This is a genomic window from Nocardioides carbamazepini, assembly GCF_024614185.1.
GTDB lineage: Bacteria > Actinomycetota > Actinomycetes > Propionibacteriales > Nocardioidaceae > Nocardioides > Nocardioides carbamazepini.
Map to the genome: position 1 here is coordinate 393,336 of NZ_JAHTLF010000018.1, position 21,478 is coordinate 414,813.

Here is a 21,478-nt window from a genome sequence, read left to right on the forward strand (position 1 = left end):
CGGTGTTGTTCGGGGGAGCGAAGCGGAGGAGAAGAACAGCGTGGGGTGTTCATGCCGGCACCGCCTCTGCGAGGGATGCGGACGTCCGGACACAGCGGGAGGTGCGGCCCGCCCCGAGATCGGTCACCGGCACCGGCCCGGTCAGGCACGCGGCCTCGGCGTACCCGCAGCGTGGCGCGAAGCGGCAGCCCGGCAGGCGCTCGCCCGCGGCGGGTGGCTGGCCGGGGATCACGTCGAGCCGGCGGCGTCCCCAGTCGCCGATGGTCGCGACGCCCATGAGTGCGCGGGTGTAGGGGTGTTGCGGGTCGCCGAGGACCTGGTCGGTGGGGCCGCTCTCGACGATCTGGCCGCCGTACATCACCAGGATCCGCTCGCAGCTCTCGGCGACGACGGCGAGGTCGTGGGTCACCAGGAGCAGGGAGAGGCCGTGGGTCGCCCGCAGACCCCGCAACAGGGCGAGGATCTCGGCCTGGATGACGACGTCGAGCGCGGTGGTGGCCTCGTCGGCGATGAGCAGCTCGGGCTCACACGAGATCGCGATGGCGATGAGGACCCGCTGGAGCATGCCGCCGGAGAGCTGGTGCGGGTACTGGTGGAAGACGCCGGCCGGGTCGTGCAGGCCGACCTCGGCGAACAGCTCGACGGTGCGGGCGTGGGCCTCACGACGGCGCAGGCCGCGCTTGACCCGCAGCTGCTCGGCGAGCTGGTGGCCGACCGTGAGCGACGGGTTGAGGTACGACGCCGGGTCCTGGAACACCGCACCGATCCGGCTCGCGCGGACGCCGTCCCAGGTGGACCGGCGCGCCCCGGTCAGCTCGACGGCCTCGGGTCCGTCGCCGAGGACGATCCGGCCGGCGTCGACCCGTCCGCCGGCGGGCAGCAGGCCCAGCGCGGCCCGGCAGGTCAGCGTCTTGCCACTGCCGGACTCGCCGACCAGGCCGACGGACTCACCCCGGCGGATCTGGAAGGACACATCCTGGACGGCGACCAGCCCGTCGGCCACGGAGATCTGGAGGTCGCTCACCTCCAGCGTGCTGGGCTCTTCACGAAGTGACGACATCGCGCTGCTCCTCTCGGGAGGCGGACGGAGTGGGGCGGGTACGCCGGCGCGGCGCCGTCGTCGCGCCGGTGGCCTCACGGACGGCGTCGGCGAGGAGGTTGAGGGAGCCGACCGTCGCCATCATCAGCAGGGCCGGGAAGATCGGCGCCCACGGCTGCTGCGCGAGGTAGCCGAGATCGGAGGAGAGCATGCCGCCCCAGGTGGGCGCGGGCGGCGTGACACCGAGGCCGAGGAAGGCAAGGGAGGCCACCACGAGCAGGGCGGCGCCGGTCGCATGGGCGGCGGTGACGGCGACGTTCGGCAGCACCTTGTTCCAGATGTGCCGGCGCAGCGTCCACCACTCGGTGGCGCCCATCAGCTCGGCCGCCTCGACGTACTGCACCTTGCGCAGGCCGAGCGCGGCGGCCCGGGTGACGCGATAGAAGATCGGGCTGATCAGGATCCCGATCGCGATCATGGCCTGCTGCAGCCCGTTGCCGAGCGTGCCGGCGACGGCGATGGCGAAGACGGTGAACGGCAAGACGACGAGCGTGTCGCTGATCCGCAGGGTGATCCACTCCAGCCGCGGGCCGAGCCAGGCCGACACCAGGCCGGAGGGTACGCCGAGCAGGCCGCCGATCAGCACCGCCTCGACCGCGCCGAGCACGGACAGGCGGGTGCCCTCCATCAGCCGGCTCAGCACGTCACGGCCGACGTAGTCGGTGCCGAGCAGGTGTGCTCCGCTCGGGCCCTGCAGCACGTCGTCGGTGTACTGCTTCAGCGGGTCGTGCGGGGCGAGCGCACCGCCGAACACGGCGAGGAGGGCGACGGCGGCCAGGACCAGCAGCGCGAACCGCGCGCTGGGGATGCGCCAGAGAGCCACGAGGGTGCTCATCGCGCGGCTCCCGTCGCGCCGCTGCCACGCCGGGCGACCGGGTTGAGCAGCACCTGCAGCAGGTTGACCACGAGACTCGCGATGACGACGACCACGGCCGTGACCAGCAGGGTGCCCAGGACGACGGGCACGTCGCCCTTCTCGGCCGCCTGCAGCGACAGCTGGGCCACGCCCGGCAGGCCGAACAGCTTCTCGGTCATCACGGCGCCGCCGATGATGAGCGGGATCGCGAGGCCGATGACCGCGAGTGTCGGTCCCGCGGCGTTGCGGAGCACATGCCCGAAGAGCACGCGGCGGCGCCCGAAGCCGCGCATCTCGGCGCCGACGGCGTAGTTCTCATGCAGCTCGCCGACCAGGGAGGTCCGCAGCTGGCGGGCGATCGAGGCCGCCACGTCGAGGCTCAGCGCGAGGGCGGGCAGGATGGCGAAGCGCAGCCACTCCAGCGGATCCGCCTGGATCGGCACGTACCCGCCGGCCGGCAGCAGCTGGAGCTTCACCGCGAACACGACGATGAGCGCCATCCCGATCACGAACGGCGGCAGCGTGCCGAGCAGGGAGCAGACCAAGGTCACGGCACGGTCGACGACCCCGCCGTTGCTGAGCGCCGCGCCGATCCCGGCGCCGCCACCGATCAGGATCGCCAGCACCAGCGCGAGGGACGCGATCGAGAGGTCGACCGGGAGTGCCGTGCGGATGCTGTCGGCGACGGGGATCGTGGTGAACCAGGACCGGCCGAGGTCACCGGTGAGGGCGTTGCCGACCCAGCTGAGGTACTGCTGCGGCAGCGGGCGGTCGAGTCCGAACTCGTGGTCGAGCCGGGCGATGTCCGCAGGCGTCGCGGTCTCCCCCAGCGCCGCGGCCGCCGGGTTGCTGTCGCTGAGCGCTCCGAGCGCGAAGGTGACGACCGAGGCGAGGAGGAGCACCGTGACGGTCACCGCCGCGACGCTCGCGAACGACCTCAGCGCGGGAAGAGTACGACGCACCGCCGCGCCCGCTCCGTCGGGGGCGAGTGCCGCGGGCGCCGCCGGAGGAGCGGGTGCGGAGGCGACCAGCGTCACGACGTGGTCACCCCCTCGAAGCGGCGCAGGCTCGGGGACTTCGGCAGATCGGAGACGCCCTTGCGCGCGACGATCGACGGCGCGAGGTAGAGGAAGACGTTGGGGAACGTGGTCACCGCGATCCGGGTCGCCTCCTGGAGGAGGGAGGGGTACGCCGGGTCGTCGGTCGGGGTCTCCTTGACCTTCTTCAGCTGCGCCTCGAGCTCGGGGCTGGTGGTCCGGTTCGGGTTCATCAGGCCCTCGGCGCCGAAGAGCACCTGGAAGGCCTGCACCGGCGACTCGCGGCCCGCGAAGCCGTCGTACGCCAGGGCCTTGGAGTGCTCGATGTAGACCAGCTGGGTGTGCTGGGTCTGGGGGATCGTGTCGATCGTCGCCTCGATCCCGACCTCCTTGAGCTGCGCCTGGATCAGCTCCACGGCGGCCTGGGCGATCCCGGAGCTGGTGAACACGGCCGGCACCGGGGCGGTGTAGCCGGCGTCGGCCAGCAGCTGCCGCGCCTTGTCGGGGTCGTAGGCATAGACCTCGCCCAGGTCCGGGTTGTAGCCGACGTATCCCGGCGGGAAGGGCTGGTAGTTGACGTCGCCGATGCCGAAGTTGGCGACCTCCTTTATCTTCTCCCGGTCGATGGCGAACTTCAGCGCCTCGACGACGGCGGGGTCGTCGAACGGCTTCATGCCGGTGTGCACGTCGAGGCAGTAGACGAACATCGAGTCGAGGACCTGCACGTCCAGACCGGCGTCCTTGGCCTGCTGCACCTGCGCGCCACCGAGGCGGGCGACGTTGTACTGCCCCGACTGGACCGCGGCGACGACCGTGGCCGGGTCGGCCTGGGGGTAGAGGTCGAAGGCGGACACCTTGATCTCGTCCGCGGCGAGGAAGTTCGGGTTCTTCTTCATCGAGGCGTGGTCGTTCTGGACGTACGTCGTGACCTCGAACGGACCCGAGCCCGCGGGCTGGGTGGCCAGGGACGCGGCGTCCTTCTCGAAGACCGCCGGGTTCACGACCATGCCGGTCTTGCCGGCGAACAGCAGCGGGTACTGGTAGTCGACCTCGCTCAGCTCCAGTACGACGTCCCGGTCGCCGGACGCGCTGACCTTCTTGATCGTCTTCATCTGCGGGGCGATGAGCGAGCCCTGCTGGCTGCGGCCGCGCTCGATCGACTTCGCGACGGCAGTGGCGTCGAGCGGGCTTCCGTCGCTGAAGGTCAGGCCCGCGCGCAGGGTGAAGGTGACCTTCGTGCCCGACGCGTCGTAGGCCCACGACTCGGCGAGCCACGGGATCGCGTTGCCTTCCTGGTCGAGCGCGGTGATGGGGTCGTAGACCAGCGCGAGCATCTGCACGTCGGACCCGGCGGAGGAGGTGACCGGGTCCCAGGTCGTCGGCAGCTGCCACGCCCAGGTGAGGGTGCCGCCGGCGCCGCCGCTGCTGCCCGCCGAGGTGCCGCCGCAGGCCTCGAGCGCCAGGATCAGCCCGGCGCCGAGGCTGGCGCCGAGAAGGGTCCGGCGGTCGAGCTTCACGGCGGGCTTGCGGGTACGGAGAGGCATCGGTGTCTGCTTTCGGGGTGTCTCGGGGTGTCTCGGGGTGTCTCGGGGTGTCTCGGGGTGTCTCGGGGTGTCTCGGGGTGTCTCGGGGTGTCTCGGGTCAGGTGGCCGGGCGCCCGGCGAGTGCGACCGGGCGCCCGGGGTCTAGACGGGCGCGGTAGCGGCAGCGGTGGCGCGCGCCGCGGTGTGGCGGTTGACCGGGACGGGCAGCCCGAGATGCCCGCGCAGGGTCGTGGCGTCGTACGCGGCGCGGAAGACGCCGCGCTCGGTGAGGATCGGCACGACCTCGTCGACGAACCGGCGGAAGTTCGCCGGGTGGTCGACGCCGACGTTGAAGCCGTCGCAGGCGCGCGCCTCCCACCACTCGACGAGCTTGTCGGCGACGGTCGCCGGCGAGCCGACGAACTCGCTCTTGCGGAAGTGCCGGGTGGCTTCGACGGTCTGGCGCAGCGTCCAGCCGTTCTCGACCGCTCGCTCGGTGACCGCCTTGGCCTGGGTGAAGAACGAGCGCCGGCCGTGCTCCAGGGTCTCGACCGGGAAGGGCGCGTCGAGGTCGTACCGGGTGAAGTCGTGCCAGCCGAAGGGGCGGCCGAACTCCGCCAGGGCAGCGGCGAAGGTGTGGTCGCGGTCGTTGTCGGCGGCCTCGATCTCGCGGGCCTCCTCGTCGGTGTCGCCGACGACGACCTTGATGCCGGGCAGGATCTTGAGGTGCTCGGGGTCGCGGCCGAACCTGGTCCGCGCGCGGCCCTTGATGTCGTCGTAGAACGCCTGGCCCGTGGGGATGTCGGGTGCGTGGGTGAAGATGCCCTCGCCCACTCGGGCACCGAGGTCGCGGCCCTGGTCGGAGTCGCCGGCCTGGAAGACGACCGGGTGCCCCTGGGCCGAGCGCACCAGGTTGAGCGGGCCGCGGACCCGGAAGTAGCTGCCCTCGTGGTCGAGCACGTGCTGCTTGGCGCGGTCGAGGAAGACGCCGGTCTCCCGGTCACGGACGAAGGCGTCGTCCTCGTAGGAGTCCCACAGCGCTCGCGCGAGCTCGACGAACTCCTGCGCCCGGCCGTAGCGGGTGTCGTAGTCGTAGTGCTCGTCCAGCCCGTAGTTGGCTGCCGTGCCGGCATCGCCGGTCGTGACCACGTTCCACCCCGCCCGGCCGCCGCTGATCAGGTCGAGGGAGCCGAGCCGCCGGACCAGGTTGAAGGGGCTGTTGAAGCTCGTCGTCGCGGTGCCGACCAGACCGAGGTGGGTGGTGCGCCCGGCGAGCGCGCTGAGCAGGGTCAGCGGCTCGAGCCGGTTGAGGTAGTGGGGCGGCGAGTGCGGGGTGATGAACTGGCTGTCCACGACGAACAGCAGGTCGAAGCGGCCGCGCTCGGCGAGCTGCGCGATCTCGGTGTACCAGTCGAGGCTGACGCTCGCGTCGCCCGGGATGTCCGGGTCCAGCCACAGCGTGTGGCTCCCCGGACCGCCGGTGCCGTAGGGCACCGCACCCAGGTGGATCTGCCGCTTCGTCGCCATCCGACCCCACTCCCGCCTCGTCCCGTTGTTTGTCTACCAAGTTACTCGGATTAAGGAGGGCGGTCCAACGCGGGTTCGTGATCCGAACCGATCACGGGGCGTGATCGGTGTCGGTTACTCTTGTTTTATGAGCAAGATTCTGGACATTGCCCCGCTGCGCAGCCTGGTCGCCGTCGCGGACTGCGGCGGTTTCCAGCGCGCGGCGACCCATCTCCACCTCAGCCAGGGCGCGGTGAGCCAGCACGTACGACGCCTCGAGGGCGTGGTCGGCACCAAGCTGGTCGAGAAGCACGGGCGGGGGTCCCGGTTCACCTCCGGCGGCGAGCGGCTGGTGCAGCACGCCCGGCAGATCCTGGCGGCGCACGACGACACCCTGCGCAGCTTCGCGGTCGAGCAGGTCGCCCAGGTCACCATCGGCTCCACCGAGCACGCCGCGGCCCAGCTGCTGCCCTCGCTCGCGGCCGCCCTCGAGCAGGCGGACCCCGGCTACCGGTTCCGGTTCCGCATCGACCGCGGCAACCGGCTGCGCGAGGGACTCCTGGCGGGATCCATCGACCTGGCCCTCGTGCTCAACGCCGACGACCCGGACGCCGTACCCGTCGGCGAGCTCGACCTCGCCTGGTACTCCTCCCCCACGTGGTCGCCGCCCCACGCCCCGGAACCGGTGTCGGTCGTCGCCTTCGACAGCCCCTGCAGCCTGCGCAGCCGGGCCCTGGAGACCCTCGCGGCGCACGCCGTACCGGCGGTCATCGGCGCCGAGGCGATCCAGCTCGCCGGCGTCCAGGCCGCCGTCGGCGCCGGGCTCGGCGTCGCCCTCATGGCCACCCTCGGCCAGACCCCCGAGGGACTGGTCCGCCGCGACGACCTCCCCACCCCCGAGCCGCTCCGGCTCTCCGTGTGCGCCCGCAGCGGGCTTCCTGCCGACGTGGTCCGGCTGGCGGCGGGCGCCCTGGCGCCCCTGCTCGCGGCGCCCGCCGGCTCGACCGACACTTCGAGCACCGGGTGAGCCGGCCGCCCGCCGGGCCGGTCGACCTGGTGGACCGCCTATCCGGTCCGCCCCGCCGTGACGGTCTCGGCGGCGTCCCGGATCCAGCTACGGAACTCCACGGCGAGGTGCTCGCAGTGCCCCTCGATCATCGCGTCGGGGGCCGCGGACGAGTACAGCACCCGGACCACCACCTCCGAGCCGTACTCCGTGTCGCGCGCCTGGTGCAGGCAGTAGGCGAAGGGGGTGTCGTCGGCGAGCATCAGCACGGCGCTCGCGAGCGTGACCGGGTACGACGGGTCGAGGAACGCGGCGACCGCCTCGGGCAGCTCGGGCCCCATGTCGGCCTTGAACCGAGCCAGGTGCCCTCCGATCGGCTCCACATTGCCGCCGTTCGCGAAGTCGGGCGGCTGCACGTAGTGCTCGGGATGGGCGAACAGCATCGCCATCTTGTCGGCAAGGGTCCCCGTCGTGAACCTGCTGCGGAACCACTCCGCGAGCTCGGTCCCCGTGATCCCGCGGACCGTCATCTCGGCCTTGGACTCGCGATAGGTGCCGTCGGACGCCCCGATGAGCGCCTTGTGGTAGCGATCCCCCTCGCTGATCTGGTCGGCCAGCAGGTCCATCAGGGGCTGGCCGGCGGCGATGGTCCGCAGGTTCCGCAGCGCCCGCCGGGCGGCCTTCAGCTCCCAGCGGTCGACATCCGTGTCGTCGAGCGTGCGGCCCATGGTCCGCACCTCGATGGTGACGGGTCGTGCACGTCCTGGCTCTGCGGCGTTGCTCATGGTGTGGTCCTCTCCTTGGTTGCGATCTTGAGATCGGGGGTGCCCCGGGGCACAGCGGTCGTCTCCAGCGGAGGCTCGAGCCCCGGTTGCCGGCCCAGGGCTCCGGCCAGCAGCCCGCCCGCCACCGCGACGACCAGGACGAGGACCAGGAACGCGCTGGTCAGCCCGATCTGACCGGAGACCAGCCCGACCACCGGCGGTGCGGCGAAGGCAGCGCCGTAGCGAGCGGTCTGGGCCGTCGCCACCCCGAGGGCGGGAGCCGACTGGGTCGCCGCGGCCGCACTGATGCCGCAGGGGTAGAGGAGCGCCACACCGGCGCCGAGCACGCCGAGTCCCACCAGCACCGCCCACGGCTCGTGGGTCGCCAGGGCCAGCGAGAAGGCGGCCGCGCCGGCGACGATCCCGGTGCGGACCAGCGCGGCGGCGCTGTAGGCCTGTCGTAGCCGATCGCCGACCAGCTGCACGGCCCCGAGGCCGACCAGGAGGGCCACGACCGAGAAGGCGGCGACACCGTCGGAGGTGCCGAGGTCGCGGGTCATGAGGAGGGTCCCGAAGCTGGCGACGCTGAGCTCGACCGAGGTGATCAGGAAGATCACCGCGACGATGCCGAGCAGGCGCCGCGACAGCACCGGGACGGCGATGGCCGTCAGCCTTCGCGGCTCACCGCCACGTTCGGCCCGGAGGTCGAGCAGGAGTGCACCCGCGGCCAGACCGACCAGCCAGACGGCGACTCCCACCCCGACGAGATAGGGCAGGGTCGGTACGCCGAGACCGATCGAGACACCCCCGCTGACGCCGCCGACGAGCATGCCGACCGTGAGCGAGCCGATGAACGACGGCATCAGCGGCCGGCCCTCGGCACGCTCGAAGGAGCTGGCCGAGGTGGCGGCCGCGACCTCGACCGCAGCTGACGCGCAGCCGGCGAGGAAGACAGCGGCGACGAAGCCGGCGAAGGTGCTCGCGGCACCGATCCCGGCGACCGCGGCACCGAGCAGGACGACCGCCGGGACGGAGGTGGCGCGCACGCCCCACCGCGAGACCACCGGGCCCAGGATCGCGATCGTGAGCACCGACCCCAGACCGACCGCGCTGAAGCCGAGACCCACCTGGGCGTCGGTCAGACCGGCCCGGTCGGCGATGTTCGGCGTGTGCGGCAGCCAGCTCATCGACACGAAGCCCTGGCTGACGAAGAGGGCGTAGGTCGCTGTCCGGGCCCGACGCAGGCGCCCTGCTCCGGAGGAAGTCTCGGTACGTCCGTTCATGGGGAGCCGTCCTGAAATCTCATCGCTGACCTGCGGGCCCGAGCTGTCAGTGAAATTAAGATGCAGCATCGCATCTTGTCAAGGAATAAGATGCGCTCATGAGTCTTGCTCGGCCTGAGGCCTCTCCGAACCGACGGCGCCGCGGGTCGGAGCTCGAGGCAGCCCTCCTCGACGCCGCTTGGGACGAGCTCAACGAGCACGGCTACGCCGCCCTGACCTTCGACGGGGTCGCCCGGCGCGCCCGGACCTCCCGGCCGGTCGTCAACCGCCGCTGGACCACCAAGGACGCCCTCGCCCGCGATGCGATCGCTCGCGCGAGCAGCCGCTTCGTGCTCACCGATCCAGCGACCGGGTCGGTCCGCGACGACGTCATCGACCTGCTCCGCCAGCTCAACTCAGCCTTCGTCGGGTTCGCGGCAGCCATGACCGCGCAGCTCGCGGCGTTCTTCGAGGAGACCGGTACGACGCCCGCGGATCTCCGCAAGAGCCTGTTGGGCGACCGGTGGACGCTGATCGAGTCGGTCATCCGGCGCGGAGCCGAGCGCGGCGAGATCGACAGCACGCTGCTGACCCCGCGCATCCTCAGCCTGCCGTTCGACCTGCTGCGTCACGACGTGCTGATGAACCTCGCGCCACTGTCGGACGCGGACATCCGCGAGATCGTCGACACCGTCTTCCTGCCCCTGGTCGCGGCGACGCCCGCCCGAGCCGGGCGACCGGACGGGTGATCTTGGACGAACCGCCGGCTCCGGCGAACCGTCACCACTAACGTGACCGTCGGCCCACCCATGGCCTCCCTACCCCCGCCCCCGAGAGGACATCCCCCATGCGCATCCCCACCAAGGGCAGCGGTCCGGCCGCACTCGTGATCGCACTCCTCGCGCTCCTCGTCGCCGTGTCCGGCACCTCCTACGCCGCGGTGGTGGCCAGCAGGAACTCGGTCGACACCGCCGCGCTGCGCGACCACGCCGTCACCACCTCCAAGATCGACAGGCAGGCCGTCACCCGCGCGAAGATCGACCAGGGTGCGGTCGGCTCCGGCAAGGTGCGCGACGGCAGCCTGCGCGCACACGACTTCCGCGCCGGAGAGCTCCCGTCCGGCGGGGCGGGCGCCGCCGGGGCGAACGGCGCGACGGGCGAGGCCGGCTCGCCGGGTGCGGCCGGGCCGCAGGGGCCGGCCGGACCGATCGGGCCGCAGGGGCCGGCCGGGCCGCAGGGGCCCGCCGGAGCACAGGGCGAACCCGGCGAGAACGGGGCCTACACGCTCTACGACTACAGCGAGCCCAACAGCATCGCGATCCCGATCCTGCTGGTGAACAGCCCGCAGAACGTCAGTGGCATGGCCTTCACCAAGCTCGGCGCCGGGCCCGCCTTCCTCGGGCCCGTCGGACTCGCGTTCACCCGCGCGGGCACCTACCGGATCAGCTACGGCATCGATGTCCAGGTGCCCCTCGCGTCCGTCGCCATCACCACCTTCGCCACCAAGGGCACCGGCCAGCCGACCGACCCGGTGGTGCCCGGCAGCAAGACCAGCCGGACGCTGAGCAACGCGGTCCTCGCCAGCGAGCGCGTCAGCCAGGACTTCCTGGTGGAGGTCGCGGCGGGCGACACCGTCACCGTCTTCGTGCAGTCGAGTCTCCTCGGGGCCGTCCGCACCAGCCAGCAGGTCGACGTGGAGCTGGTCGGCTGAGACCGGCGAGGTCCCGCCCCGTGCGCACCTGATCCAGGGTGCCGGCCGGCCGACGCCGGCTCGGCACCCTCAGGCGTCCTCGGGCCCCTGCGCGGCCCCGCGGGGGACCGGACCGGCCGCATGCCGGATGACCGTGCGGTGGAGCGGGAGTGCGACAGGGCCCCGGCGTCGTACGCCGGTGGCCGCGTCGACGACGTAGAGCCACACCACGCCGGGGACGGCGGCGCGCGCGACCTGGATCCGGCTGCGGCCGGCGGTGCCGGGCAGCGTCACGATGTCGCCGGGCCCGAGCAGGGCCGCGGCGACGGTCTCGGTGGTGCCCTCGTCCATAGGCCCTGCCCATCTCCTTCGCGAGAGAATCACTATATGAAGACTTCTTCAAGTCATGTAGTCTAGCGACCGCCGGTGCGGATACGAGAGGGAGGTCGCCGCGATGGGTGTTCCGCTCTACCAGACGAAGGCCGAGTTCTTCCGGACCCTGGGCCACCCCGCCCGGATCCGGATCCTCGAGCTGCTCGCCGAGCGCGACCACGCGGTCCACGAGCTGCTCGAGCAGATCGCCATCGAGCCCAGCAACCTCTCACAGCAGCTCGCCGTGCTCCGCCGTACGTCGCTGGTGGTCTCGCGCCGCGAAGGCACGGCGGTCGTCTACTCCATCAGCGTCCCCGAGGTCCGCGACCTCCTCCTCTCGGCCCGCCGGATCCTGGTCGGGCTCGCCGAGACGCGCTCCGAGTTCGAGGACGAGCTCATGGTCCCCGACCGCCGATGAGCGCCCTGACGGCGCGGGTCCGTCAGCTCGCGCCTCGGCGGGAGGACTGGACCCAGGCCCGTCCTCGCCGCGACCTGACGGCCGGCGTCATGGTCGCCCTGGTCGCGCTGCCCCTCGCGCTCGGCTTCGGCGTGAGCTCCGGTGTCGGCGCGGGCGCGGGCATCGTGACGGCGGTCGTCGCCGGCGCCGTAGCGGCGGTCTTCGGAGGCAGCCACGTCCAGGTCAGCGGGCCCACCGGGGCGATGACCGTCGTCCTCATCCCCATCGTCGCCGCGCACGGCGTCGACGGTGTCCTGGTCGTCGGCCTCCTCGCCGGACTGATGCTGCTCGTGCTGGCCGTGACCGGCGCGGGCCGCGCGATCCGCTACGTGCCCGTCACCGTCATCGAGGGCTTCACGGCCGGCATCGCCGTGATCATCGCGCTCCAGCAGCTGCCCGCCGCCCTGGGTGTCGACGTGCACGCGGAGCGGATCCTGGTGCTCGCCGGTGACGCGGTGCGGGCCTGGGTCGCCGAGCCGGACCTCACCGCGCCCGCGACGGCCGTGCTGGTCGCGGCGGTCATCGTCGCGTTCGCCCGGCTCCGCGCCGGCTTCCCGGCAGCTCTGGTCCTGGTCGCCCTGGCGACCGGCGCGAACGCCCTCCTCGGCCGCGACGGCGAGCGCCCCTTGGACACCATCGGCACGATCCCCTCCGGTCTGCCGGCTCCCCGGCTGCCGTCGGTGCCCTGGGGCGATCTCGACACCCTGGTGCTCGCCGCGGTGGCGGTCGCCACGCTCGGCGCCCTGGAGAGCCTCCTGTCGGCGACGGTGGCCGACGCGATGAGCGTGGGGCAGCGCCACGACCCGGACCGCGAGCTGCTCGGGCAGGGTCTCGCCAACGTCGCCAGCCCGCTCTTCGGCGGCATCCCCGCCACCGCCGCCATCGCCCGGACAGCGGTGAACGTCCGCTCCGGCGCCCACTCCCGACTGGCCGCTCTCAGCCACGCGGTCCTGCTGCTGATCGTCGTCCTCGTGGCCGCACAGTGGGTGGGCCATATCCCCCTCGCCGCGCTGGCCGGCGTCCTGATCGCGACGGCCGTGCAGATGGTCCGCATCTCCAGCCTCGGCCCCCTCCTCCGCGCGACCCGCGGCGACGCTGCCACGCTGCTCATCACCGCCGTCGCCACCGTCGCCCTCGACCTGGTCCTCGCGGTGATCATCGGCTTGGTGGCAGCAGGGTTCTTCGCCCTGCGCGAGACCGCCACGACCGCGCGGTTGGAGGAGGTGCCGCTCGACGAGAGTGACCATCACGACGAGGAGCGGCGCCTCCTCGACGAGCACATCGTCGCCTACCGCCTCGACGGACCGCTGTTCTTCGCCGCCGCGCACGACTTCCTGCTCGAGCTCACCCAGGTCAAGCAGGTCCGCGTCGTCGTGCTGCGCATGTCCCGCCTCACCACTGTCGACGCCACCGGCGCGCACGTCCTGGCCGACACCATCGAGCGGCTCGAGCGGCGCGGTGTCACCGTGCTGCTCTCCGGCACCCGCCCCGCCCATCTCGCGGTGCTGGAGCGACTGGGCGTCCGGCACCGGCTCGCCCACGAGCGCCATGTCTTCGCGACCACCCCCGAGGCGATCGCGCACGCCCGGCTGCACGCCGCCCGCGTGGCCCACGACGCGGGCACCTCGACGCCGGCCGGCTGACCGCCCTCACCTGACGCCGGCACCGGCCGCCGCGAGCAGCCGGGCGGCGGCATCCGGGAGAGGGGAGTCGCTCAGCCAGACGGCGGTCAGCGGGCGGACCAGAGCGAGATGGTCGAGCGGTACGGCGCGCAGCTCGTCGAGCCGCAGGTGGGCCTCCAATGCACGCTCCGACAGCGCCACCGGTCCCATCCCGGCCATCGCGGCGTGGGTCAGACCGCTGTTCGACGCCATGACCAGACCGGGCTGCAGCTCGTGGCCCTCGCTGCCGAGCGCCTCCTCGAGCGTCACCCGGGTGCCCGACCCGGCCTCCCGCACCAGGACCCCGCCGGCGGCGAGCTCCGCGGCGGAGACCGGCGTGGTGCGGGTGGCCCAGGGGTGGCCGGGCGCCACGGCGACGACGAGCCGGTCCTCGCCGACACGCTGCCGGCAGAGGCCGTCCGGCACGGAGGGCACCTCGACGAAGCCGAGCTCGGCCGCACCGGTGCGGACCAGCCGCTCGACCTCGGCCGAGTTGGCGACGACCAGCGACACCTCCAGCTCCGGCGCGGAAGCGTGCAGCCGGGCGAGCCAGGCAGGGGCATAGTGCTCCGCGATCGTCATCGACACCGCGGCCCGGACGGCGAGGTCCCCCTCCGCGCGCAGCGTCGCGACCGAGCGCGCGAAGCGGTCGGCGGCGCCGAGCAGGTCGCCGGCCCAGTCGACGACGAGACGCCCGTGGGCCGTCAGCGTCGTCCCCTGGGTGGTGCGGTGCAGCACGGTGACGCCGAGCCGCCGCTCCAGCGCGAGCATGCGTCGGGAGACGCTCGGCTGGGAGAGTCGCAGCACCTGCGCGGCCTGGCCGATGCTTCCCGTCCGGGCCACGAGGGCGAGCACCTCGAGGTCATCGAGGTCCGGTCGTCGGGTGCTCATGCGTTCTCCGTATGACGTGATGTGCAGGCACTCACTACCGAGCGCCGTGGGACGGACCCAGTCTGGAGCACATGGCCATCAGCACCATGACCGACCGCACGACGAGGCATCCGGACGACACGGAGCCGTCCGCGCTGCCCGGCCTCGCCCTGACCGCCGCGGGCGTCGCCCTCTCCGTCGTGGCCCACCGCCTCCTGCCGTCGGTCGGCGTGCTGACCTGGGCGGTGCTGCTCGGCGCCGTGGTCGCCAACCTCGACCTGGTGCCCATCGCCGCGCGCCCCGGCCTGCGGCTCGCCGTCCAGCGGCTACTGCGGATCGGCGTCGTCCTGCTGGGGCTCTCCCTCTCGCTGACCGCGATCGCCGCCCTCGGCGTACCGATCATCGGCCTGGTGGTGCTGACCCTGGTCAGCACGCTGGCGCTCACCTGGTGGCTCGGTCTGCGGCTGCAGGTCGGGCCGGCCCGCAGCCTGCTGATCGCGACCGGGTTCGCGATCTGCGGCGCCTCGGCGATCGCGGGCATGGAACGTACCGCTGACGCCGACGAGGACGATGTCGCGACGGCGATCACCATGGTCACGCTCTACGGCACCGTCGCCATGATCGCCCTCCCCCTGCTGCAGGCACCGCTCGGCCTCTCCGAGCGCCAGCTCGGCATCTGGGCCGGAGCGAGTGTCCACGAGGTCGGCCAGGTCGTCGCGGCCGCCGGACCCGCGGGGACGGCCGCGGTCGCCGTCGCCGTCGTGGTCAAGCTGACCCGTGTCCTGCTGCTCGCCCCGGTCGTGGCGATCGTGAGCACGGCCCGCCGCGCCCGCCGGGGCCAGGAGGCGGCGGCCCGGCCGCCCCTGGTTCCGCTGTTCGTGCTCGGCTTCCTCGGCTGCGTGCTGCTCCGGACCGCCGGGCTGGTGCCCGCGCCCGCGCTCGAGGTCGCCGACACGCTGCAGACGGCGACCCTGGCCGCCGCACTGTTCGCGTTGGGGACCGGCGTCCATCTCGGGAGGCTGCTGCACAGCGGCGGCCGGTCCCTGGCGCTGGGCCTGGTCTCGACCCTCGTCGTCGCGACGGTGTCGCTGGTCGGCGTCGTGACGATCGCCTGACGGTCCTGATCGGGTGCCGGCGTCTGCGCCCGCCCGCCACCGGGTACCGGCCGGGCATGAACACCTCGCCAGCTCCCACGACGATGGCGTCCGGCGTTCGGACTCGGGGTCGACCTGATCGTGCTCGGCCCATCCCCGCCCTGAGCCGGCGGCGCAGGGGCGGTCAGCAGGGCGCGATGACCACAGACCTCGGTGACCCGGCGGTCGAGTACTGGTCGGACGCGATCGCGGCGGTCCGCGCACACGAGCACCGGCGCAGGGGGGTGGTGCGCCCGATGGCCCTGCAGGTCGCCGCGGCTCTCGCCGCTGCTGTCGCCGGCTATCTCGGCGGTCACCGGCGGGGGCCGCACGCCGGATGCCGCTAGTGGTCGCGGCCACCAGGGGCAGGGTCAGCGTCTCGCTGCTCCGATCGGGCGGCATGCCGGTCGACCCGACCTGCGGGACCCGCCGGTCTACTCCAGTCCGCGGGTGATCTCCCTCGTGCGCGCCTGCGCGGCGGCGGTGCCGGCGGCGACGACATCGCGCAGGCCGCGCTCCTCGAAGAGGAGGATCGCGCGCTCGGTCGAGCCGTGCGGGCTGGTCACCGCACGCCGCAGTGCGGCCGGGTCGGCGGCCTCGTCGTCGAGCATCCGGCCGGCGCCCGCGACCGTCCGGGCCGCGAGCATGCGGGCGAGGTCGGCGGGCAGGCCGAGCCGCTCCCCCGCCTCCGCCATCGCCTCGGTCAGGTAGAAGACGTAGGCGGGACCCGATCCGCTCACGGCGCCCACGGCGTCGATCTGGTCCTCGGTCACCTCGACGACCGAGCCCACGGTGGCGAACAGATCGCGCGCCGCCCGCAGGTGCTCCGGAGCCGCGTGGGCTCCCGGGGCGATCGCGGTGACCCCGTGGCCGACGCGGGTCGGCGTGTTCGGCATCGCCCGCACGACCGGCTGTCCGGGCCGCAGGGCCTGCTCGATGCTCCTCAGCGGGACGGCTCCGGCGACGCTCACCACGACGGCGTCGGGTGCCAGCACCGCGGAGATCTCCGCGGCCAGCTCGGCCACCTGGGCCGGCTTCACGCCCAGCACGACCACCCGCGCCCCCGCCGCGGCCCGTGCGTTGGCGGTCACGGCATCGGCATCGGCGCTCGTCGTCGAGGCGACCCGGACGCCGTACCGGTCCGTCAGCAGGCCGGCGCGCTCCGGCGTCCGGACGGTCGCGACGACCCGGTCCGCGGGAACCCCCGAATCCAGGAGCCCCGCCATGATGGCCTCGTTCATGGCTCCGCAGCCGAGGAAGGCGATCGACGTGTTCACCCCCGCATCCTGCCAAGCCCGGCGCCGACGCCGCGTAGCCTGCCCCTGTGGCAGGTGAGCAGGACGCGGCCTTCGAGCTGGGACGCGACGGCGCCGCGTGGATCGTGGCCGGCGTCGACGGAAGCGTCACGTCGACCCGCGCCGGCTCGTACGCCGCCGGCCTGGCCCGCCGCCAGAGCAGTCGACTGGCCCTGGTGCTCGCCCGCGACGTCAGCGCCGAGGCGGCGCTCGGCAACGAGGGCGCCGTCCGGGCCGCGCTGGAGGGCCAGGAGCAGGTCGAGCAGGAGCTGCGGGACGCGATCGCCAGCACGGTCTGGCCGGTCGACGTCGAGCTCTTCGTCCGCCTCGGTCCGCCCGCCCACGTCCTCGCCACCGTCGCCGAGGAGCTCTCCGCCGGCCTCATCGTACTGGGCTCGTCCCGCCAGCACGCCTACCTCCGGCCGGGCGGTCCGCTTCCCGTGCAGCTGATGCGACTGCGCCGCTGGCCGGTGCTGGTCGTCCCCTGACCGCCTTCGCCCTGGACGCACCGCTCGTCGCGAGGTAGGACGGAGGCATGGAGATGACGCGGATGCGCAGGTCCCGCGCCCTCGAGGCGGTCGGGTACGACGCCGCTGCCACCCGGCTGCGGGTCCGGTTCCGGCACGGCGGGACCTACGACTACCTCGACGTCGAGCCGGAGGTGTACGAGGGACTGTGCGCGTCGGCCCATCCCTGGACGGAGTGGCGCGAGCGGATCCTCGAGCACGACGTCGAACGAGTCGAGGACTGAGCCGCACGACGGGTGACCCGGGTGAACCTCGCCGTACCGGACATCTCAGTCGCGAGTCGCCGTGGATCACGACCGATCTGCCGGGTACGACGGTGGGACCGGTCCGGCGTCAGGCCGGCTCGTCGACGTACCGGTCCGCGCCCGCGAGCAGTCCGGCCCCGGCCAGCAGGACCGACGTCACCCCGAGCGCGGCCAGTGGCGCGCCCCAGCCGCCGGTCCGGTCGTGGAGTACGCCGACCAGGAGCGGCCCGATCGCCGCCAGGGTGAAGCCCACCGACTGCGCCATGCCGGAGAGTGCGGCGGCCCCGGCGGGCCGGCGGGCGCGGAGGGAGAAGAAGGTCAGCGCGAGCCCGACTGCGCCACCGCATCCGACGCCGAGGAGCACCGTCCACGCCACCACGCCGGCCGCCGGAGCGAGGGCCAGGCCGGCGATACCGGCTCCGACGGTCGCGGCGCAGAGCGCTGCGGCCAGCCGCTGGGACCGCGCGCGGACGGCGAGCAGCGGGAGGACGAGAGCGCCGGCGATGGCGCTGGCGCTGTACAGCCCGGTCATCACGCCGGCCGCCGTCTCGCTCAGTCCGGCATCGCGCAGCAGCGCGGGCAGCCAGGCCGCCAACGTATAGAACGCCGCCGACTGCAGCCCGAAGTAGGCCGCGACCGCCCAGGCGATGGGCGCCCGCCAGACCCGTAGCGCCGACGGCGGTCCGACGACCGGCGCGACGTCCATCGCGACGCCCCGCCGCCGCCGCTGGAGCGTCCACCACAGCCCGCACGCGACGAGCACCGGCAGCCCCCACAGGCCGAGGGCCGCCCGCCAGTCGAGCCCCAGGGCGTGCCCCATCGGCACGGCGGCTCCGGCCGCGCCGGCCGCGCCGAGACTGAGCATCACGGAGTACAGCGCCATCGCGGCACCGAGGTGGGCGGCGAGGTCGCGCTTGATCACCACGGGGACCAGCACGTTGGCGATCGCGATGCCGACGCCGATCACCGCGGATCCCAGGTAGAGAGCGGGAATCGACGGCAGCATCCGGATCGCGCATCCGGCGAGCAGCACCAGCGACGCCGCGACCAGCGCGCGTTCCAGTCCGATCCGGCGGGCGATCGCGGGGGCGACGGGCGACAGCACGGCGAAGCACAGCAGCGGAAGCGTCGTCACCATGCTGATGGCGGTGGTGCTGAGACCGGTGTCGTCGCGCAGCTGGCCGGTCAGCGGCCCGACCGCGACCAGGGCCGGGCGCAGGTTGAACGCGATGACCGCGACGCCGACGACGACCAGCAGCGCACCCCGGTCCCATCGGCTCTCCCGGCGCGCGGCGGGGGCCGCGGGGCGGAGCTCAACCATGCAGCAGCCTGCGGACCGCCCGTCCCAGCGCGGTCGCGGGATCGGCCAGGTCGAGGGGCAGGTCGAAGTGGTTGCGTCCCGGCACGTCGGGTACGACGTCGACCCGGTTGCCGAGCGCGCGCCAGGCCGTGGTCAGCGCCCGACTCTGCCGCCGGAACTCCGCGGTCTCGCACTCGGCCCAGCTCACGACCAGCGCGGCGTCCGAGGCCCGGATCCGGCTCAGCGGGCTGAGGTGCCACGCGGTCGGCTCGTCGAGCCCGAGCGGGTCGTTGACGTAGGTGGGGACCAGCGGACGCAGGTCGTAGACGCCGCTGAGCAGGGTCGCGCTCCGGATCGTGGCTCCGGGCAAGGCGTCGTCGCCGAGGGTCAGCAGCGCCGCCAGATGGGCGCCCGCGGAGCTGCCGGCCAGATGGATCCGCGCCGGGTCGATACCCAGTTCCGCGGCGTGCGCGACCAACCAGCCGAGCGCCGCACCGCACTCGGCGACGATCTCCGCCACGGACGCGACCGGGGCGAGGGTGTACTCGACCGCGACGTACGCCGCACCCGCGGCCAGGACGTCCGGCGCCGCACCGCAGGCGCGCTCCTTGGACTCCGCCTGCCAGTAGCCGCCGTGGACGAAGACGAGCACCGGCACCGGTCCCGGCAGCGAGTCGCCACCGGGATGGAACACGTCGAGGCGCTGCCGCGCGCCCGGGCCGTAGGCGTGCTCGGCGTGCGGGTGCCGCGACCGGGCGGCAGTGCTGGCCGCAGCGTAGACGTCGAGCTCGGCGTCCATGGAGTCGACCATCGAGCTCGGCGAGTACTCCCGCGCCAGATCCTCCGGTGACAGCGCACGCCAGGCCCCGTCGCCCGGCGTCACCACGCCACCTCGGTGGTCTGCATGTCCGCGGCTACGCGGGTGCGAATCGCCGTGGTGCCGTGGCGCAGGGCGCCGAGCGCGGCGGACCGGTCCGGCCGGATCCTCTTCGCATTGCCCACTATGTCTCCATGTCAGTCAGTTCGGTATCCCGCAGCATCGTCCTCGGTGAACCACGCGGAGGACCAGATCTCGACGACGTCGACGCCCGCCGACATCCCTGGGACTCGACGATCCGGGCCGCGGGACTGGCGACGCTGGCCTGACCTGGGTCGGGAGTTGGGTGGCTGAGAGTGGTCAAGAGGTCGCTCTCAGCCGCCCGCCTCGCACGTTCAGCTCTCGACGACGTCGAGCCCGCCATCGCTGTGCTGGGCCCGCAGCACCTTCTTGTCGAACTTCCCGACCGACGTGCGCGGCACCTGGTCGATGAAGGTCCAGCGCTCCGGCAGCCACCACTTGGCGACCTTGTCGGCCAGGAAGTCCCGCAGCTGCGCGGGAGTGACCTCGTGCCCCTCCTTCACCACGACGGCCGCCAACGGTCGCTCCTGCCACCTCTCGTCCGGTACGCCGATCACAGCTGCCTCGAGCACGTCGGGGTGACTGGCGATCAGCAGCTCGAGGTCGACCGAGGAGATCCACTCGCCGCCGGACTTGATGACGTCCTTCGCCCGGTCGGTCAGGGTGATGAAGTGTCGGGCGTCCATCTTGCCGACGTCCCCGGTGCGCAGCCAACCGTCCTCGAACTTCCCAGGGTCGTTGTCGCGGTAGTAGGCGGCGGTGATCCACGGGCCGCGCACCTGCAGCTCACCGACCGAGTCGCCGTCGTTGGGCAGCACGCCGCCCTCGTCGTCGACGATGCGGGCCTCGACGCCGCAGACCGGACGTCCGGCCGTGGCGCGCAGCGTCCAGTGCTCCTCGTCCGTCGCCGACGCAGGCGGCCGCGCGACGGCCGCCACCGGCGAGGTCTCGGTCATCCCCCAGGCCTGGATGATGCGAACGCCGTGCCGCTGCTCCAAGACCTCCATCAGATGCCGCGGAACGGCGGAGCCACCGCAGGCGACCATCTTGAGCGAGGAGATGTCGTAGCTCGGGTTGGCCTCGAGGAACTGGAGCACGTCGTTCCAGATCGTCGGCACCGCGCCGGCCATGGTGGGCTTCTCCTGGTCGATGAACTTCACCAGCGGCTCTGCCTGGAGGAAACGATCGGGCATCACCAGATCGGCACCGGCCATGAGAGCGGCGTAGATCAGCCCCCACGCGTTGGCGTGGAACTGCGGCACGATCGCCAGCACCGAGTCGTCCGCGTCGATGCCGAGCGCTCCCTTGGCGAGCACGGCCATCGAGTGCAGGTACGTCGACCGGTGGCTGTAGACGACGCCCTTCGGGTTGCCGGTCGTGCCGGAGGTGTAGCACATGAACGCGGCCGCCCGCTCGTCCAGCTCCGGCCAGTCGAAGGTGGTCGGGTGCCCGCTGAGGAACTCCTCGTAGTCGAGGACGGTCTTGCCGTGTCCCTCGAGCGGGCTGCGGTCGACGCCTCCGGTGACGACGACGGTGTGCACCGTCGAGAGCTGGGGCAGTACCGGCGCGAACAACGGCACGAGCGAGCCGTCGATGATGACGACCTGGTCCTCGGCGTGGTCGGCGATGTAGACGAGCTGCTCGGCGGCCAGTCGCAGGTTGAGGGTGTGGAGCACCGCGCCCATCGACGGGACCGCGCAGTAGGCCTCGACGTGCTCCTGGTTGTTCCACAGGAAGGTGCCGACGCGCTGGTCGCCGGTGACCCCGACACCACGCAGCGCATGGGCCAACTGGGCGGCGCGGGCCGCGACCTCGGCGTAGGTGCTGACCCGGACCGAGCCGTCGGGCAGCAGTGTGCGCACGCGAGAAGCTCCGTGCACCGTCGCGCCGTGGCGCATGACAGCGGTCGTGGTCAGCTGGGAGTCCATCATCGTGCTCTGCATGGGTGGTCCTTTCAGGTGGAATCAGGGCCGATAC

The 21,478-nt window shown here is 72.8% G+C and carries 23 protein-coding genes; 9 read left to right on the top strand and 14 right to left on the bottom strand.

The window, feature by feature from the left end; translation table 11 throughout:
* Window positions 1-49: 49 nt before the first annotated feature.
* From KVF89_RS20610 to KVF89_RS20630, 5 genes are all read right to left on the bottom strand, one after another.
* The gene (locus tag KVF89_RS20610; RefSeq protein WP_257428212.1) at window positions 50-1,060 is read right to left on the bottom strand and encodes an ABC transporter ATP-binding protein; all 1,011 of its coding nucleotides are present in this window, start codon (window positions 1,058-1,060) and stop codon (window positions 50-52) included.
* Complete coding sequence (locus KVF89_RS20615) at window positions 1,044-1,934, bottom strand: ABC transporter permease (protein ID WP_257428214.1); 891 nt, start codon at window positions 1,932-1,934, stop codon at window positions 1,044-1,046. The genes KVF89_RS20610 and KVF89_RS20615 overlap by 17 nt, the downstream gene beginning before the upstream one ends.
* Complete coding sequence (locus KVF89_RS20620; protein WP_257428215.1) at window positions 1,931-2,992, bottom strand: ABC transporter permease; 1,062 nt, start codon at window positions 2,990-2,992, stop codon at window positions 1,931-1,933. The genes KVF89_RS20615 and KVF89_RS20620 overlap by 4 nt, the downstream gene beginning before the upstream one ends.
* Window positions 2,989-4,536 (bottom strand): ABC transporter substrate-binding protein, encoded by a 1,548-nt coding sequence (locus KVF89_RS20625; RefSeq protein WP_257428217.1) that lies wholly within the window; start codon window positions 4,534-4,536, stop codon window positions 2,989-2,991. Before KVF89_RS20625 ends, KVF89_RS20620 begins: the two co-directional genes overlap by 4 nt.
* A gap of 141 nt (window positions 4,537-4,677) precedes the next feature.
* Window positions 4,678-6,042 carry an LLM class flavin-dependent oxidoreductase gene (locus KVF89_RS20630; RefSeq protein ID WP_257428219.1) on the bottom strand — a complete coding sequence of 455 codons (1,365 nt, stop codon included), beginning with the start codon at window positions 6,040-6,042 and terminating at the stop codon, window positions 4,678-4,680.
* A 127-nt stretch (window positions 6,043-6,169) separates the two neighbouring features.
* Here KVF89_RS20630 and KVF89_RS20635 point away from each other — a divergent pair, with 127 nt between their 5' ends.
* On the top strand, window positions 6,170-7,048 hold the full coding sequence (locus KVF89_RS20635; RefSeq protein WP_257428221.1) for a LysR family transcriptional regulator: 879 nt from the start codon (window positions 6,170-6,172) through the stop codon (window positions 7,046-7,048).
* 38 nt (window positions 7,049-7,086) lie between these two features.
* Here KVF89_RS20635 and KVF89_RS20640 read toward each other — a convergent pair whose 3' ends face one another.
* Together KVF89_RS20640 and KVF89_RS20645 are read right to left on the bottom strand one after the other, a co-directional pair.
* Window positions 7,087-7,812 carry a hypothetical protein gene (locus KVF89_RS20640; RefSeq protein ID WP_257428223.1) on the bottom strand — a complete coding sequence of 242 codons (726 nt, stop codon included), beginning with the start codon at window positions 7,810-7,812 and terminating at the stop codon, window positions 7,087-7,089.
* Window positions 7,809-9,074 (bottom strand): MFS transporter, encoded by a 1,266-nt coding sequence (locus tag KVF89_RS20645; RefSeq protein ID WP_257428224.1) that lies wholly within the window; start codon window positions 9,072-9,074, stop codon window positions 7,809-7,811. Before KVF89_RS20645 ends, KVF89_RS20640 begins: the two co-directional genes overlap by 4 nt.
* A 98-nt stretch (window positions 9,075-9,172) precedes the next feature.
* On the opposite strand from KVF89_RS20645, the gene KVF89_RS20650 reads away from it, so the two are divergent.
* Together KVF89_RS20650 and KVF89_RS20655 are read left to right on the top strand one after the other, a co-directional pair.
* Window positions 9,173-9,802: a TetR/AcrR family transcriptional regulator gene (locus tag KVF89_RS20650; protein ID WP_257428226.1), complete on the top strand. Its 630-nt coding sequence runs from the start codon at window positions 9,173-9,175 to the stop codon at window positions 9,800-9,802.
* A 98-nt stretch (window positions 9,803-9,900) separates the two neighbouring features.
* Window positions 9,901-10,764: a collagen-like protein gene (locus tag KVF89_RS20655; protein WP_257428228.1), complete on the top strand. Its 864-nt coding sequence runs from the start codon at window positions 9,901-9,903 to the stop codon at window positions 10,762-10,764.
* A 69-nt stretch (window positions 10,765-10,833) separates the two neighbouring features.
* On the opposite strand, the gene KVF89_RS20660 is transcribed toward KVF89_RS20655, so the two are convergent.
* Window positions 10,834-11,094: a hypothetical protein gene (locus KVF89_RS20660; protein WP_257428230.1), complete on the bottom strand. Its 261-nt coding sequence runs from the start codon at window positions 11,092-11,094 to the stop codon at window positions 10,834-10,836.
* Window positions 11,095-11,197: 103 nt separating this feature from the next.
* Between KVF89_RS20660 and KVF89_RS20665 the strand changes: the two genes are divergently transcribed.
* Complete coding sequence (locus KVF89_RS20665; protein ID WP_257428231.1) at window positions 11,198-11,533, top strand: ArsR/SmtB family transcription factor; 336 nt, start codon at window positions 11,198-11,200, stop codon at window positions 11,531-11,533.
* Window positions 11,530-13,215, top strand: a complete 1,686-nt coding sequence (locus KVF89_RS20670) for a SulP family inorganic anion transporter (RefSeq protein ID WP_257428232.1) — start codon at window positions 11,530-11,532, stop codon at window positions 13,213-13,215. The genes KVF89_RS20665 and KVF89_RS20670 overlap by 4 nt, the downstream gene beginning before the upstream one ends.
* Before the next feature lie 6 nt (window positions 13,216-13,221).
* Here the strand turns inward: KVF89_RS20670 and KVF89_RS20675 are convergent, their stop codons facing one another.
* Complete coding sequence (locus KVF89_RS20675; protein ID WP_257428233.1) at window positions 13,222-14,124, bottom strand: LysR family transcriptional regulator; 903 nt, start codon at window positions 14,122-14,124, stop codon at window positions 13,222-13,224.
* A gap of 71 nt (window positions 14,125-14,195) precedes the next feature.
* Between KVF89_RS20675 and KVF89_RS20680 the strand changes: the two genes are divergently transcribed.
* Window positions 14,196-15,218, top strand: coding sequence for a YeiH family protein (locus KVF89_RS20680; protein ID WP_257428235.1), 1,023 nt, complete (start codon window positions 14,196-14,198; stop codon window positions 15,216-15,218).
* A 176-nt stretch (window positions 15,219-15,394) separates the two neighbouring features.
* Window positions 15,395-15,583, top strand: a complete 189-nt coding sequence (locus KVF89_RS20685; protein ID WP_257428239.1) for a hypothetical protein — start codon at window positions 15,395-15,397, stop codon at window positions 15,581-15,583.
* Window positions 15,584-15,670: 87 nt separating this feature from the next.
* On the opposite strand, the gene proC is transcribed toward KVF89_RS20685, so the two are convergent.
* Window positions 15,671-16,513 (bottom strand): pyrroline-5-carboxylate reductase, encoded by an 843-nt coding sequence (gene proC / locus KVF89_RS20690; RefSeq protein ID WP_257428240.1) that lies wholly within the window; start codon window positions 16,511-16,513, stop codon window positions 15,671-15,673.
* 47 nt (window positions 16,514-16,560) lie between these two features.
* Here proC and KVF89_RS20695 point away from each other — a divergent pair, with 47 nt between their 5' ends.
* Window positions 16,561-17,019, top strand: a complete 459-nt coding sequence (locus tag KVF89_RS20695) for a universal stress protein (protein WP_257428242.1) — start codon at window positions 16,561-16,563, stop codon at window positions 17,017-17,019.
* Window positions 17,020-17,066: 47 nt separating this feature from the next.
* Window positions 17,067-17,282: a KTSC domain-containing protein gene (locus KVF89_RS20700; protein ID WP_257428244.1), complete on the top strand. Its 216-nt coding sequence runs from the start codon at window positions 17,067-17,069 to the stop codon at window positions 17,280-17,282.
* A gap of 109 nt (window positions 17,283-17,391) precedes the next feature.
* Here the strand turns inward: KVF89_RS20700 and KVF89_RS20705 are convergent, their stop codons facing one another.
* From KVF89_RS20705 to KVF89_RS20720, 4 genes are all read right to left on the bottom strand, one after another.
* Window positions 17,392-18,624, bottom strand: coding sequence for a CynX/NimT family MFS transporter (locus KVF89_RS20705; RefSeq protein ID WP_257428246.1), 1,233 nt, complete (start codon window positions 18,622-18,624; stop codon window positions 17,392-17,394).
* The gene (locus KVF89_RS20710; protein ID WP_257428247.1) at window positions 18,617-19,486 is read right to left on the bottom strand and encodes an alpha/beta hydrolase; all 870 of its coding nucleotides are present in this window, start codon (window positions 19,484-19,486) and stop codon (window positions 18,617-18,619) included. The genes KVF89_RS20705 and KVF89_RS20710 overlap by 8 nt, the downstream gene beginning before the upstream one ends.
* Complete coding sequence (locus KVF89_RS20715; RefSeq protein ID WP_257428248.1) at window positions 19,483-19,605, bottom strand: hypothetical protein; 123 nt, start codon at window positions 19,603-19,605, stop codon at window positions 19,483-19,485. The genes KVF89_RS20710 and KVF89_RS20715 overlap by 4 nt, the downstream gene beginning before the upstream one ends.
* Before the next feature lie 210 nt (window positions 19,606-19,815).
* Entirely contained in the window at window positions 19,816-21,444 is a 1,629-nt protein-coding gene (locus KVF89_RS20720; RefSeq protein WP_257428249.1) for a long-chain fatty acid--CoA ligase, read from the bottom strand.
* Window positions 21,445-21,478: the final 34 nt, after the last annotated feature.

Coding starts and splice junctions, on each gene's coding strand:
- KVF89_RS20610 (WP_257428212.1), bottom strand. CDS start 1,060: ATGTCGTCACTTCGTGAAGAGCCCAGCACGCTGGAGGTGAGCGACCTC.
- KVF89_RS20615 (WP_257428214.1), bottom strand. CDS start 1,934: ATGAGCACCCTCGTGGCTCTCTGGCGCATCCCCAGCGCGCGGTTCGCG.
- KVF89_RS20625 (WP_257428217.1), bottom strand. CDS start 4,536: ATGCCTCTCCGTACCCGCAAGCCCGCCGTGAAGCTCGACCGCCGGACC.
- KVF89_RS20630 (WP_257428219.1), bottom strand. CDS start 6,042: ATGGCGACGAAGCGGCAGATCCACCTGGGTGCGGTGCCCTACGGCACC.
- KVF89_RS20635 (WP_257428221.1), top strand. CDS start 6,170: ATGAGCAAGATTCTGGACATTGCCCCGCTGCGCAGCCTGGTCGCCGTC.
- KVF89_RS20640 (WP_257428223.1), bottom strand. CDS start 7,812: ATGAGCAACGCCGCAGAGCCAGGACGTGCACGACCCGTCACCATCGAG.
- KVF89_RS20645 (WP_257428224.1), bottom strand. CDS start 9,074: ATGAACGGACGTACCGAGACTTCCTCCGGAGCAGGGCGCCTGCGTCGG.
- KVF89_RS20650 (WP_257428226.1), top strand. CDS start 9,173: ATGAGTCTTGCTCGGCCTGAGGCCTCTCCGAACCGACGGCGCCGCGGG.
- KVF89_RS20655 (WP_257428228.1), top strand. CDS start 9,901: ATGCGCATCCCCACCAAGGGCAGCGGTCCGGCCGCACTCGTGATCGCA.
- KVF89_RS20660 (WP_257428230.1), bottom strand. CDS start 11,094: ATGGACGAGGGCACCACCGAGACCGTCGCCGCGGCCCTGCTCGGGCCC.
- KVF89_RS20665 (WP_257428231.1), top strand. CDS start 11,198: ATGGGTGTTCCGCTCTACCAGACGAAGGCCGAGTTCTTCCGGACCCTG.
- KVF89_RS20670 (WP_257428232.1), top strand. CDS start 11,530: ATGAGCGCCCTGACGGCGCGGGTCCGTCAGCTCGCGCCTCGGCGGGAG.
- KVF89_RS20675 (WP_257428233.1), bottom strand. CDS start 14,124: ATGAGCACCCGACGACCGGACCTCGATGACCTCGAGGTGCTCGCCCTC.
- KVF89_RS20680 (WP_257428235.1), top strand. CDS start 14,196: ATGGCCATCAGCACCATGACCGACCGCACGACGAGGCATCCGGACGAC.
- KVF89_RS20685 (WP_257428239.1), top strand. CDS start 15,395: ATGACCACAGACCTCGGTGACCCGGCGGTCGAGTACTGGTCGGACGCG.
- KVF89_RS20700 (WP_257428244.1), top strand. CDS start 17,067: ATGGAGATGACGCGGATGCGCAGGTCCCGCGCCCTCGAGGCGGTCGGG.
- KVF89_RS20705 (WP_257428246.1), bottom strand. CDS start 18,624: ATGGTTGAGCTCCGCCCCGCGGCCCCCGCCGCGCGCCGGGAGAGCCGA.
- KVF89_RS20720 (WP_257428249.1), bottom strand. CDS start 21,444: ATGCAGAGCACGATGATGGACTCCCAGCTGACCACGACCGCTGTCATG.